Source organism: Pullulanibacillus sp. KACC 23026, from assembly GCF_029094525.1.
Lineage (GTDB): Bacteria > Bacillota > Bacilli > Bacillales > Sporolactobacillaceae > KACC-23026.
Window position 1 is genome coordinate 3712777 of the sequence record NZ_CP119107.1, and the last position, 13200, is coordinate 3725976.

Consider the following 13200-nt stretch of genomic DNA (forward strand, 5'->3'; position numbering starts at 1 on the left):
AACGTCGTTTTTCTTGCGTTATCATGGGCATTTGTTTTGCCCACGAAAAATTGAGTTGCGGCTAGGAAAATGGTGGGAAACCATGAGGTCATACCATTGTGTAATGAGGATGGTGTATACTCCCTAATTAGGCCGATTTCAAGAGAAAGGGTCACGGCATTTAGTTGTCTGCCAAATAGCCAGGATGTTTCACGTGTATCGTTTTTATTCGTCAGAAAATTCATTAATTCGCCATAACGGACTAAAAACAGACGGAGTTCCTAATAATATGTCAGGCCCCTCGACATCACGCGTCGAAGGGCCTGACATATTATTTTTATACTAAATAAGAAATCTTAAATAGAGATAAAGAGACGAGATCATAACCGACACGATCATGACAGGGATCCCAATTAAGAGGTACCGGCCGAAGGTTATCATGACACCTTCACGTTCAGCCATACCCGAGACAATCACATTAGCGCTTGCCCCAATTAACGTTCCATTTCCTCCGAGACAAGCTCCAAGCGAGAGGCTCCACCAAAGCGGGTCCAAATCCTCCATACCAAGTGAACCCATTTCTTCAATCAAAGGTATCATCGTTGCGACATAAGGAATATTATCCACGAACGCGGAAGCAAACGCACTCAGCCATAAAATTAGGAATGAGGTGGATTTAAGTTCACCCCCGGTTAGATGAAGCACACCTTTTGCCAGTTCCCCAATGATCCCAGTTTCCAGCAATCCGCCAACCAAGACGAATAAGCCGATGAAGAAAAACAAGGTCGACCATTCAATTTTTTCAAAGGCTCTCTCAATGTGATGTCTTCCCGCAAGAAGCAGCAAAATAAAGGCACCCACTAACGCAACCGTTGCTGATTCAACAGGAAGAATCGAATGTGAAAAAAATCCTAACATAGTCAAGCCCAGAACGCTCAAACATTTTATTAATAATTTTTTATCACGAATCTCTAATTTAGGGTCAAGCTCTGAAATCAAGTTCCTTTTCTCATCTGACACGACGAGGTGTTTCCTATACAAAAGAATTAAGGCTGCCAAAGTGATCGCGCCTATCACGAGCACAGCAGGTCCCAAAACATTTATAAAATCTAAAAAAGACAGATGGGAGACAGCACTCCCAATCATAATATTCGGCGGATCACCAATCATCGTTGCTGTTCCACCAATGTTTGACATTAAAATCTCACTGATTAAGAAAGGCATAGCTGGCAAAGCTAATCGCCTCGTAATATTAAAGGTAACGGGCACCATTAGAAGGACAGTCGTCACATTATCTAAAAATGCGGAACAAACAGCCGTCACCACAGAAAATACAAGTAAAAGTGGAATCGGTCGTCCTTTAACCAGTTTCGCTGACCATAATGCAATAAATCGAAACAAACCTGTCTCAGATGTAATATTCACAATGATCATCATCCCAACCAGTAGTCCAATTGTATTAAAATCAATATGTTGGATCGCCGTCTCTTGATTAAGGACTCCGAATACAATCATCGCAATTCCCCCAATCATTGCCATAATTGTTCGGTGAATCTTTTCAGATATTAAAACGGCATAGACTATAATAAAAATACCTACAGCAAGCCAAGCTTCCCAACTCATTTGGTTAATTCCTCCCTCACGCAGAAAGGAGGAGTCTAGCCAAACGGACAACCTTAAATAGAATAGAGGAGCCCGTTAGGTGACAGGCTCCTCCAGTAAATCCGTGCGTTTTTTATTTTTCTTTTATCATAATTATACTTTTTTTATCCCCCATTCATCAAGCCAAATGAACTTGTCTACACAATTAAACTCATCGTCTATATTGATGACGTTCAAAAAATACGGCATTCACTTCCCCACCGATCATCAAAATCATCCCTGTTAAGAAGAACCAAAGCATCAAAATAATAACGCCTCCCAGGCTTCCATAGGTTGAGGTGTAATGCGCAAACTGTGACACATAGAATGAGAAACCTAATGAAATGAGCTGCCAGCCAACAGTCGCTACAACAGCCCCTGGCAAAACCAATCTAAAATTCAAATGAACATCAGGCACAAAGAGATAAAGATTCATAAGAACGATTACCATTATAACCATTCCCGTCCCCCACCGAACAACATTTAAAAGAGAAGACATAATAGGAGGGATGATTACAAAGTTCGAAACAATCTTAAGAATGAGGTCGCCAAAGACTGGAAGAATCAGGGTGATTAAGATCACAAAGATTAAAGCAACGGTGAGGAGGATCGCATAAAGCTTCACCTTCCAAAACGGCCTTGTCTCTTCTACATTATAGGCTTTGTTTAATGCCCGAAAGATCGCACTTGTGGCATTAGAGGCGGACCATAGAGTGGCCAATGCGCCGAATGACAGCAGTCCGCCGCTCGCTTTTGTCAACAACGGTCTAACATTTGACTCAATTAATGCTGCCGCTTCACCAGGAGCAAGAGAAACCAGCCACTGAATAACAGGATCTGGATTGATATCCAAAAAAGGCAACAACGTTAGAATAAAAATAAAGAGGGGAAATAAGGATAACAGGAAATAAAAAGCGAGTTGAGCGGATAAATCATTGATTTGGTCGCGCAGAATTTGTCCAAGCAATTGATTAATAAATGTCGTGCGTGGCCTTTTCATGAGTATCCTCCCCTCCAGCTTTAAGCGGGCCACAGCCCGTCTTATTTCATCTTATGCCAGGAGGAGGGAATTCTTTAATAGGAATATGAACTTTGAGCAACCTTATGAGCGTGAATTGGAAACAAAGTGGACGCGAGTAGCATGTTCGTTACACCTAACTGCTCAAGCGGCCCTTTAGACGCGTATAGCGTATTCTCGTTACACCTCATTCAGTTTTGTGTAACGACGATTCGCTATTTGCTCAAATCGAGGGCTTTTTTGGTGTCATAGCGTTTTCTCGTTACACCTAACTGCTCGAGCTGCCCATTTGGACGTGAATAACATATTCTCGTTACGCCTAATTTCTAAGTCAAGCCGCTCCCGCGAAAATCAAGTGTTTTTCCGCACTAAAAAGTAACATTCGAGTCACAAAGCCGAGTTTTTAAGGATGCTATACAACAAAAACAGCCGCTTTGGCGGCTGTTTAGTTTTAGTGACCTTCACCGTGATTATTTCGGGAATGGTTTTTATTTTTCACCTTTTTCGAACCGCTTAACGGTTTTGGTTGTCCGCTTTCTGCTTGGACCTTTTTCTTCATGCGTGCGCCCCCTTTTAGTAGCATTATTAATAGTATGAGGCAAAATGCATGTGTTTATCAGTCACAATTAGAAAAACATCTTTTTGGAGACAGACCTATCTGAAAGACTAACTGGTCGTAAAGGGTTGTCTCCAAAAAAAAAGACCACAGCTTGTGTGGTCCGTCATTCAGGATAGGTGGCCTTTTCAAATTTACCGATGAGGATATCTAAGATTTTGAGTTCCTCAATCGAAAAATGCGAATAGAGTTTCAAGAAAAATTGACTTTTTTTGTTGTCTAATTCGACTACAAGGGCCTTCCCTTGGTCCGTAGAGGTTAATTCGACAATCCTTCGATCAACTTCTGAACGCTTTCGTTCTATATAGCCGCGCTGAAGCAGCCGATCGGATAGAGCTGTTGCATAGCTAGGCGTCACGCTCAGTTCCTTAGAGAGGTCTGATATTTTGACAGGCTCTTCTATGGAGATTTGTTTTAAGAAGACTAACTCATGGCTTGTGATGTTTTCTCCTCTGAACAAATCATTAAGCTCTTTCTGAATTTGACGAAACATCATCCTATATCTTTGCTCGATGGATTGAATTAACGCTACTTTTTCCTCCATAGCTTCACCTGCTCAAAGAGAGATCCGCGATACTTATCACTTTTTTTCCTCATGATTGATCGGTGGCAAGCTCATTTGATGGACTAACGGCCGGCAGATTGGATTTATCCGTTACCGGTTCTTTAGGCTTTCGGTTAGTCTTAACCGCCCGTTTAATAAAGAAGGATAAAACAAATGCAATGACAGCGAGTATCGTTGCCACAATAAAGGCATCATTAATCCCTTGGATGGTCGATTCTTTCGCAACTTGCCCATAAATCAATTCTTGTAACATGGCATTTCCTTCAGCAGCAGGAGCGTGCAACATACCTGAAATGGCCTGCCCTAATGTTTGCAATTGCTGACTTGCAAAATGATTGGAGAGCGAAAGGCTGTTTGCATAGGCCCCCTCGTGAAACGTTGTTCGATTTGTCATGACCGTGACCAAGAACGCGGTTCCGAGTGACCCCGATACTTGCCTTAGCGTGTTGGACATCGCTGTACCATGGCTGTGAAGCTTTGGTGGAAGCTGATTAAGTCCCTCTGTCATAATTGGCATCATCAGCATCGACATCCCGAACATCCGGAAAGTATACATAACCATTATATGACCATATGTCGTCGCATCCGTTAAATGGGCGAACATCCAGGTTGTAATAATCGTGATGAAAAGACCGACAACAGCAAGCGGACGTGCTCCTATCTTATCGTAGAGAATCCCTGTAACTGGAGACATAATCCCCATTACGATGGCTCCTGGCAGCAATAAGAGACCTGATTGTAACGGTGTAAATCCGCGAATGTTCTGCAAGTAAATTGGAGTTAAGATCATCCCTGCAAACATAGCCATTGTTATAACGGCGTTAACAACTGAAGTTAGCGAAAAAATATTGTATTGGAAAACACGGAATTGGAGTATTGGATTCTTGATCACTAACTGTCTCCAAACGAATAACCCCAGTGAAATGATTCCGCCAATTAAAGCTATTTCAACCCTGGCAGATCCCCATCCGGAATTACCAGCTTCACTAAAGCCGTATAAAATTCCGCCAAAACCGATTGTTGACAAGATAACACCAATGAAATCAAGTTTAGGGAATGTCAGTTTTTTAACGTTACGCAAGAAAAGGAACGCTAAAATCAAATCAATAATAATGATTGGCAACACGACATAAAACAGAAGGCGCCAAGAATAATTTTCAATAATCCATCCTGAAAGCGTTGGGCCAACAGCCGGCGCGAAGATCATCGCCACCCCCATAGTTCCCATCGCTGCACCACGTTTTTCGGGAGGGAAGATCGCCAGCATAACATTCGTCATGAGCGGCATGATGATCCCGGCTCCAATTCCCTGAACCAATCGTCCAACGAGAAGGATTGAGAAGGTTGGCGAAAGCGCACAGAAAATCGTACCAACACCAAATGAAGACATAGCAAAAATAAATAAAACACGTGTTGTAAAAGTTTCCAATAGAAAAGCGGTGATTGGAATTAAAACACCGTTAACAAGCATATAGCCTGTTGATAACCACTGTACGGTATTATAGCTTACATTCAGATCGGTTTGGATCTTAGGTAAAGCTACGTTTAGAAGTGTTTGATTTAATATGGCTGTAAAAGCCCCTAAAATCAGCACAGCCACAATTGATATAGGGTGCACACTTCTTGGATCAATAATCTCAGATCGTTTAGTATTCTTTCTTCTTTTCTTCGATTTTGTAGATTCTTCACTTGCTTCTGTTGTCTCAGTTACACCTTTTTGCTCAATATTTGTAAGTGAGTAGCTCTCCACTGCTTCCTTTTCCAATGAAGTTCTTTCGGTTGATGGCTCAACTTCCTCATTTGTCTCGGTCGCGGCTTTTGAGACTAAAGGTGCCTCTATTTCATCTGAGTGCACTGAAGATTCATTTATAACGGCTTCATCGGCAAGTGCAGCGGATTCCTTAACTGTTTCGTCAAGTTCTGCCGCTTCATTCACAATCGGCTCATGAAGTGTTTCATCACTTGCATCCGTCTGTCTGCGGCGGCTAGAGCGTGAACGGCCCCTTGAACGATTGGGCGTGTCATCGGCAGTCACATTCTTAGAAGCTTTTCCTCTTCGAAACAGCATGTTTAAGCCTAAAATGACAAGCACAACAAAGATGACATAACCCCAAATAAAAGGTGACATCGTGACCCTCCTTCCATCAATTCTTTCCTTTCATTCACCTTTACGTGACAAATTATCAAGTGTGAATACGGACAGTGACGTTCATACCAGGGCGCAATTGAACACCTTTGGAAGAATCGATTGAAATTTTAACTGGGATCACTTGTACCACTTTGGTGTAGTTTCCGGATTGGTTTGTTGTTGAAAGCAATGAGAAATTGCCGGATGTCGCAAAACCAATTTCTTTAACGCGACCAGTCAAAGTTGTTCCTTTATAAGCATCGACATAAATATCAACTTTTTGACCAGTTGAAATATCATCAATATCAGTTTCTTTGATATTCGCTGTAACATAAAGGGCATTGTAATCATAGGCGTACGCTAGCGGTGAACCCGCCGCAACAAATGTGTCTTTAACGGCATTGTTTAAAGCAATTGTTCCATTTTTCGGCATTGTAACTGGAACTTGAACATTATTTCCTTTAGCATCTTGAGTGGTAATTTGTCCAACAGTGTCACCTGCACTGAAGGTTTGCCCCTCTGTCCCATTCCACTCAGTTAACTTACCGTTAGTCGATGGTGCAATAGCAATTTGCTGTCCATCAATTTTTGCATTATCCGTTTTGACGTAGTTAGCGCTTTGATCGTAAAAATAAAATCCAAGAGCGCCTCCGCCTATAAGGACAATAATGACAATAATGTTTGTTAACAAAAGACGTCCAAAATTATTCATGACGTATATACCTCCCTTATTTTAACTTAAGACAAAGCAGGTTCCTTGTATTTTTATTATGTCGTTAGCATGCCTTTTTTCCTAATTGATTATCAAAAAATCAGAATCCGATTTTCAATAAAACCAAAAAAGAAAAACCTCACCTCAGGATGAAGGTCAAGTTAACAATTCCCTTAAAAAAAGAAGCTAACGCCACAACGGAACAACAGCTAAGTCATTAAGTCGGTTAATACTTAACAAGGTTAAGTATTATTTCAACGTAAAGTATCATAACACGGGGATTAACAGGTTGCAACTTCTTTTACTTAATTAAAATTCGACAAATAACAGCCGCTTTAAGCCGTTTTGGAGACAGACTTCTGTAAGCCGCTATTCTCTCAGTCAAGGTCTGTCCCCACTATATTTATTCACTTTGTTCACTATTATTTAGGGTTTCTTCACAATGCTTACCGCCCATTTTTAATTAATTCCCCCAATTCATAAACACTTTCACTAAATTCTACATAGGATACATTGAAACTGAACCAAAGGGGGTGAAAATAAATGGTCTACGGTGGCTACGGATACGGCGGCTTTGGTGGCGGCTACGGCGGCTACGGCGGTGGCGCTTGTTGCTATGGTGGCGGCGGCTACGGCGGTGGCTACGGCTTCGCTTTAATTGTCGTCTTGTTCATCCTCTTGATTATCGTTGGTACAGCTTATGTTTACTAATAAATGATTGATCTAGAGGGTCTGACAACACGTCAGATCCTTTTAGTTTGTTCTATTATAAAAAGTCATTCTGTGTTTCTTCTGTTTTTTAGAAAGAAAAAAAGATGAGGCTTTTGCCCCACCTTTCTCATTGAACTAATACCAAAATCCACCGTAAAAAGGTCTGCCCCAAGGTCCAAACCAAGGTCTAAACCAAGGTCTAAACCCATACCCGTATCCGAAGCCATAACCTGGAAAACCAAACCCGAAAGGACCGTAAAAGGGATACGCCCGAGTTTCATTCATATCATAACTGTTTATATAGGGTTGCACATATGGATTCATGCGCGTTTGCCTCCTTAGTTGTTGTCAGTCATAAGGTATGCAAACACCCAAAAGGAAGCGCAAGTCCACCTAGATCCGCACAAGCCCAAAAAATAAGGACATGGTGACTTACTTAAGTCACCATGTCCTTAAAGGAACGAGTTAGACAAGACTTGTAATTAAAATAATGATCCCGACGATCCAACAGTAGTAAGAAAATGGTCTCATGGCATTAATTTCTTTACGCTTAAACCAATTCATAAGAATCCAAGCACTTATAAAGGCAAAAATTCCGGCTAACACTCCGCCTAAGAGGGACATTTTCAAAAGATCGCCTCCAGCGTGAACGATCTTCGGTACTTCTAGAATACTTGCACCTGCAATAATTGGCGTTGCAAGCAGCATCGAAAAGCGTGCAGCGGCTTCATGCTTAAGACCGAGCCAGAATCCAGCTGTCATACTTGATCCAGAGCGTGAAAACCCTGGGAATAGGGCAAGAGATTGAAAAAGACCAATCACAATAGCTTGTCCAAACTTCAAATCCTCAATTTCTTTATTTCCTCGCGACCGAAGTTTTTCACCAAAAAATAAAAAGAAGCCGTTTATTATTAATAGGATAGAAGCACTTGTTACATTGCTAAACCCATTTCGAATTGGGGTTTCAAGCACTAACCCAATAATGGCAGCAGGTATAGTTGCTACAATAACCAGCAATAAAATCCGACGATTCCCAACAAAGATCGACTTTATCATCTCGACCCAGTCACGCCAGAAATAAATGAGTAAAGCTAAGGCTGTCCCCAAATGCAACATGACAACGTAAGGTAAGAAATGTTCTTCTAAGAAATCGGGGCTCAGTTGCCAATGAAAAACATATGGTGTAAAGACACCGTGAGCAACACTGCTTATTGGAAATAATTCAGAAATCCCTTGGACAATGGCAAAAATAAACGTCTGTAATAAATTCAATGGTCACCTCTCCTAAATCTCGACAAAATTCATTTTTTAGTCTAATTTTAATAGTTATGAAACAATAAGTAGTTATCTAATTGACAAGCTATCCCCTTCTATAAATAAACAACTCCCTTTTCACTCGGTGAACGCAAGACCGTTTCATGGAATAAGCAAGGCTCTAGAAAATGTCAACCAACTGCTTTAAGACTGCTTTTCATTGTCAATAGTTCTAGTTGCTTTGTACAGATCAGAGAACCTTCCCTCCTTTATTTTATAGTAATTTCTCGTTTAATCAATTCTAATATTATTACAAAGGCCATCTATTAAAAAGAAAGCGTTTATTTCTTAGAACCCTCTTTTTTGGTCCGTGTTTTTTGTTTCGGTTCTGCTGGTTTCTTATTTTTTTCTTGCGACTGACTGATGACATCATTTTGCCATTTAGTCTCCCGGCTTTTGAGGTCGGAAATAAGCGCATCTCCCTTATCCCTTGTGAGAACACCAAATTCCACATATTTATTGATTAAATCGATTTGTCCCTTAAGAATCCGTTGACGAATCGTCTTTATTTCCATTTTCTGTTCTGCCGTCAATTGGGGCTGTTGCGTCTTAACCGCTGCTTTCGTTACAGCGCCTGCCGAGCTTTGTGGTAGGAAGATCCCCATACCGATTAAAAAAGAGGCTAATAAAGGCATGAATCGTTTCATACTATCCCATCCTATCCATTAAGTATTTGGGTATAGTATTTGTCACATTTAATTTAACATGCATCGGACACTCATGCGGCATAGACTGGAATCTAACGGGCCTGGGCGGGGTTTAGCGCTTTGTTTATTTCAGACAAGCTCATGAGGCGCCCTCTTACCAAAAGAATGGGCTTATTTATAACAGTCTTTTTGCTCACGCCTCCTAGGCATTTGCATACCTTATGCATAGGAGGAACAAACACCTATGCATATCTTAACTATTCTATTCGTAGGGATCATTGCAAATGTCGATAATCTTGTTATTGGATTTTCATATGGCATTAAAAAAACAAGGATTCCTATTATTTCAAATATCATGATTGCCTGTATGTCAATGGTTTGCTCATTAATAGCTCTCCTAATTGGTCATTGGCTCTCTTCCTACCTCAAGCCAAATTTCGCGGGAATCTTAGGCGGGACATTGCTCATTATTATAGGAGGGCTTAGCATTTGGTCAACTTTTTATGAGCGGAATCAAAAAACAAAGGAAATATCACCCAATTTAGTTAAAGTTATATACGAACCCACAACAGCAGACCTTGATTTTAATAATACGATTTCAATGAAAGAATCCATTTTTTTAGGGCTTGCACTTGCTTTAAATAGTATTAGCACGAGTTTCAGCGTCGGTTTAACCGATCCCAGTATCCTTCTCTATATTTTATCCATTGGACTTTTTTCACTTCTGTCTATTTGGATAGGCGGAAGACTTGGCGACAAACTAAAAGCTTCACTAACTAGTTTGGAGACTTTTGCTCCAATTGTTTCAGGGATCTTGCTCTTTCTAATTGGACTCTATGAAGTCATTCACTAACTCCATGTCAAAACCACTCTATATAGGGTGGTTTTTGTTCATAACTCTATAAAACGCCTCTATTGGATTCATCTAGTTATAAAAAGACTAAAAAAATCAAAAACGGACATAATTAGCTAATATTTCAATCGTCCTCCTTTCAAAAAAATCGTAATCATTATTATTTACAATTACATCTAAGCTTGATACAATGTCAAAGCAGTTTGAACCTTGCAGAATTGATCAGGAGGCAGTTAATGTGTGGCTAGTCCTTTTACTTTGCTTCATTGCCGCTATTGCGGATGTATTAGGTGGAGCACTTACCGTTATAAAGAAGTTTAATCAAAAAGAGATTTTTCTAATTACAAGCTTAGGTACCGGATTTTTACTTGGGGCTACTTTGTTAGATCGTCTTCCTGAATCCTTATTGGACTTACCGGATACAGCACCGCTCTATATAACCATCGGCTACTTAATATTGTTGGTTTTAAGCCGTTTGAATCATCATCACCATGGGAATACCCCCATTGAAGCTAATTTAAGTATGGACACCTTTTCGGATAACCACGGCAGCGCACACAGCAAAGCGCTCATTCAAAATCAAAAATCAGTCATGGCATCCTTTTTAAGCCTGCTCTTTCATACCTTTATTGATGGGGTCATTATTGCAGGGGCTTTTACCATTAATGAATCCACCGGTATTCTCATATTTTTGGCCATCACCTTACATAAAATACCAGAAGGCTTCAGTATGGCTTCTCTTTTTCTTGCTGCAGGAAGTTCGCGCGGACGAGCCTTATTGACTTCGGCCGGACTGGCTCTTTCGACAATAATTGGAGCTGTCGTCACCCTTCAGTTAAAAACATTAGATTCACATCTCATTAATATTTTAATGGCACTTGCAACGGGCACTTTCCTATATATCTCTACATCCGAACTGATCCCTGTTGTAAGGGGACGTTTTCAAAATCTGCTGGCAGTTGTTATAGGTGTTGTTTTATTCTACGGGTCGCTTCTATTAGTTAAACATGTGGGATTAGGTTAATTCTCCACATGTTTTTTATTTAGGTCTACGTTGATTTGCAGGACAGGTTTCCACTTGATGGGTATGGGTAGATTCCATTCGATTAAAGTCTAATCCTTCATTAATATCAGGAAAGAAAGAATTATTGATCATTTGAATACAGATTCTTACTCGCCTCTCCCCTTTAATGATAAAATAGACAATGAATTAAAGTGTAGGATGCCAACATAAAATTAAAATAATAAATTTAACTATTGCCTGTATGATACTTATAGATTCATATTCTTGTTATATATGGCCATTTGAAGGGAGAATTGGCTTGGACCTTTTATCGTCTATTCAGCCTTTAATACAACACTACGGTTATTTTGGCGTGTTTATCATACTTTGTCTTGAAATGATCGGCATTCCCTTTCCTGCAGAAACAACACTTGTTCTTTCAGGGGTCGAATGGAAACAAGGTATTTTTTCTTTTTTTCCTCTAGTCCTCTCTGGAATTCTAGGTCATTTATTGGGATCATCTATAGCCTATTCCATTGGGCGTTACCTTGGACGCCCTTTCCTTATCCGTTATCAAAGGATTTTTCGGATTACAGATGCAACGCTTGATCGTGCCCAACAGCGCTTGGAAAAGGCCAGAGCCCCCGTTCTCATTATTTCAAAGTTTATTGCCGGCATTCGGATTATTGTCCCCTATTTAGCTGGCATTAACGGACTTCCTTTTACCGAGTTCATCGTTTGGAGTTCAGTTGGTACAATTATATGGGTATTTATATTTATCATGTTTGGTCAGACAGTGGCTTTCTTAATTCATCATGCGATTCAGGTGATTAGTCAGAATCCGTACCTGTCTATTCCAATTGGCCTTGTTCTCCTAGGCATCATCATTGCGTTTTTCATATTCAAAGCTAAAAGAAAGAAACAGCTTCGAGAAAGGGAGTCAAGCGTTTCACAAGATAAAGATTAGATCGTTCCAAATGTGAAACGAAACGAGCGCACTAAATTCTAACTCTGCTAATCATTGGAAATACTATTTAAAGAGGGGAGAGCCCTCTTTTTCTTTATGAAATGTATGATGTCTGCAAGCCTATGCTTCGGAGCAAGCCAGCACGATGTTGTTCGTCGAAGTGAATTCATGAGGGAGGATACGCTATCCGCTGCAAAATGGACCGGAATGCCGAAATAACGGAATGGCGTTACGCCTAACTTGGATGAGCGTAACGAGAACACGCTATCCGCCGCGAATCCGGACGGAATGCCGAATTAACGGAATGGCGTTACGCCTAACTTGGATGAGCGTAACGAGCTTCAAGGAAGTAGGCTTGTCATTGTTTTGTCACTGTCTTAATTAAGTAAAAAAAGTTATAATGACTATGGTTATTCGTTTGATTACATTTTCTATGCGGAATATACATATAAAAATTGAAGGAAGGTTTGCTGAATATGACGGTTAATACGTCACATAATAAACAATTTGCAACTCTGATCATTGTTTTTTCTATTGTTGCTAACGTGATCATTCTTTTGTTGTTTTTTTCACCGCTCGGTTATCAGGGAAAAGTGAGCTTTGATGTCAACATTTTTCCTCGTCTTGATGCTATTTTTAACAGCTTTACATTTATTTTCTTATGGGCCGCGCTGATTGCAATTCGCATGAAAAAAATCAATGTCCATAGAGGCTTTATTTTAGCCGCCTTTATCTGTACCACTTTATTTCTCTTTAGTTATTTAAGCTTTCATTATCTAACACCACCTCCCCATTATGGCGGAACAGGGGCGGTTCGGACGATTTATTTCATTCTCTTAACAACTCACAGTATTTTAGCCTCCATCATTGTCCCACTTGCTCTCTTTGCCCTCTATTGGGGTTGGACAATGCAAGTAAGTAAACATAAAAAGATCGTACGCTGGACTATGCCCATTTGGCTTTATGTGAGTTTAACGGGTGTCATTGTATACTTGATGATGTCCCCATATTATTAATAATAAAAAATGAGAAAGGACCTTTTGCTC

The 13200-nt window shown here is 40.3% G+C and carries 13 protein-coding genes and 1 pseudogene; 5 read left to right on the top strand and 9 right to left on the bottom strand.

Going from position 1 to position 13200, the window contains the following annotated elements; translation table 11 throughout:
- Positions 1 to 321: 321 nt before the first annotated feature.
- The 6 genes from PU629_RS17180 to PU629_RS17205 form a co-directional block, all read right to left on the bottom strand.
- On the bottom strand, positions 322 to 1602 hold the full coding sequence (locus PU629_RS17180) for an ArsB/NhaD family transporter (RefSeq protein ID WP_275281265.1): 1281 nt from the start codon (positions 1600 to 1602) through the stop codon (positions 322 to 324).
- Positions 1603 to 1792: 190 nt separating this feature from the next.
- Entirely contained in the window at positions 1793 to 2620 is an 828-nt protein-coding gene (locus PU629_RS17185; RefSeq protein ID WP_275281266.1) for a YihY/virulence factor BrkB family protein, read from the bottom strand.
- Between the two features lie 469 nt (positions 2621 to 3089).
- On the bottom strand, positions 3090 to 3197 hold the full coding sequence (locus PU629_RS17190; protein WP_275281267.1) for a small acid-soluble spore protein P: 108 nt from the start codon (positions 3195 to 3197) through the stop codon (positions 3090 to 3092).
- Between the two features lie 163 nt (positions 3198 to 3360).
- Positions 3361 to 3798, bottom strand: coding sequence for a MarR family winged helix-turn-helix transcriptional regulator (locus tag PU629_RS17195; protein WP_275281268.1), 438 nt, complete (start codon positions 3796 to 3798; stop codon positions 3361 to 3363).
- Positions 3799 to 3847: 49 nt separating this feature from the next.
- A complete protein-coding gene (locus PU629_RS17200) occupies positions 3848 to 5455 on the bottom strand; it encodes a DHA2 family efflux MFS transporter permease subunit (protein WP_275284480.1) in 1608 nt (535 codons plus the stop codon).
- A gap of 547 nt (positions 5456 to 6002) precedes the next feature.
- Positions 6003 to 6659, bottom strand: a complete 657-nt coding sequence (locus PU629_RS17205) for a beta-barrel domain-containing protein (protein ID WP_275281269.1) — start codon at positions 6657 to 6659, stop codon at positions 6003 to 6005.
- Between the two features lie 636 nt (positions 6660 to 7295).
- On the opposite strand from PU629_RS17205, the pseudogene PU629_RS17210 reads away from it, so the two are divergent.
- Positions 7296 to 7370, top strand: a pseudogene (locus PU629_RS17210) (YjcZ family sporulation protein); the annotation flags it as partial.
- Positions 7371 to 7505: 135 nt separating this feature from the next.
- On the opposite strand, the gene PU629_RS17215 reads toward PU629_RS17210, so the two are convergent.
- From PU629_RS17215 to PU629_RS17225, 3 genes are all read right to left on the bottom strand, one after another.
- On the bottom strand, positions 7506 to 7694 hold the full coding sequence (locus PU629_RS17215) for a hypothetical protein (protein ID WP_275284529.1): 189 nt from the start codon (positions 7692 to 7694) through the stop codon (positions 7506 to 7508).
- Between the two features lie 141 nt (positions 7695 to 7835).
- Positions 7836 to 8642 carry an undecaprenyl-diphosphate phosphatase gene (locus tag PU629_RS17220; RefSeq protein WP_275281270.1) on the bottom strand — a complete coding sequence of 269 codons (807 nt, stop codon included), beginning with the start codon at positions 8640 to 8642 and terminating at the stop codon, positions 7836 to 7838.
- A 323-nt stretch (positions 8643 to 8965) separates the two neighbouring features.
- Complete coding sequence (locus PU629_RS17225) at positions 8966 to 9331, bottom strand: DUF2680 domain-containing protein (protein WP_275281271.1); 366 nt, start codon at positions 9329 to 9331, stop codon at positions 8966 to 8968.
- A gap of 244 nt (positions 9332 to 9575) precedes the next feature.
- Between PU629_RS17225 and PU629_RS17230 the strand changes: the two genes are divergently transcribed.
- The 4 genes from PU629_RS17230 to PU629_RS17245 all read left to right on the top strand — a co-directional run bounded on the left by PU629_RS17230 (position 9576) and on the right by PU629_RS17245 (position 13170).
- Positions 9576 to 10184 (top strand): manganese efflux pump MntP, encoded by a 609-nt coding sequence (locus PU629_RS17230; protein ID WP_275281272.1) that lies wholly within the window; start codon positions 9576 to 9578, stop codon positions 10182 to 10184.
- Positions 10185 to 10422: 238 nt separating this feature from the next.
- Positions 10423 to 11208 (top strand): ZIP family metal transporter, encoded by a 786-nt coding sequence (locus tag PU629_RS17235; protein ID WP_275281273.1) that lies wholly within the window; start codon positions 10423 to 10425, stop codon positions 11206 to 11208.
- Between the two features lie 298 nt (positions 11209 to 11506).
- Positions 11507 to 12154, top strand: coding sequence for a DedA family protein (locus PU629_RS17240; RefSeq protein ID WP_275281274.1), 648 nt, complete (start codon positions 11507 to 11509; stop codon positions 12152 to 12154).
- Positions 12155 to 12630: 476 nt separating this feature from the next.
- Positions 12631 to 13170: a DUF420 domain-containing protein gene (locus PU629_RS17245; RefSeq protein WP_275281275.1), complete on the top strand. Its 540-nt coding sequence runs from the start codon at positions 12631 to 12633 to the stop codon at positions 13168 to 13170.
- Positions 13171 to 13200: the final 30 nt, after the last annotated feature.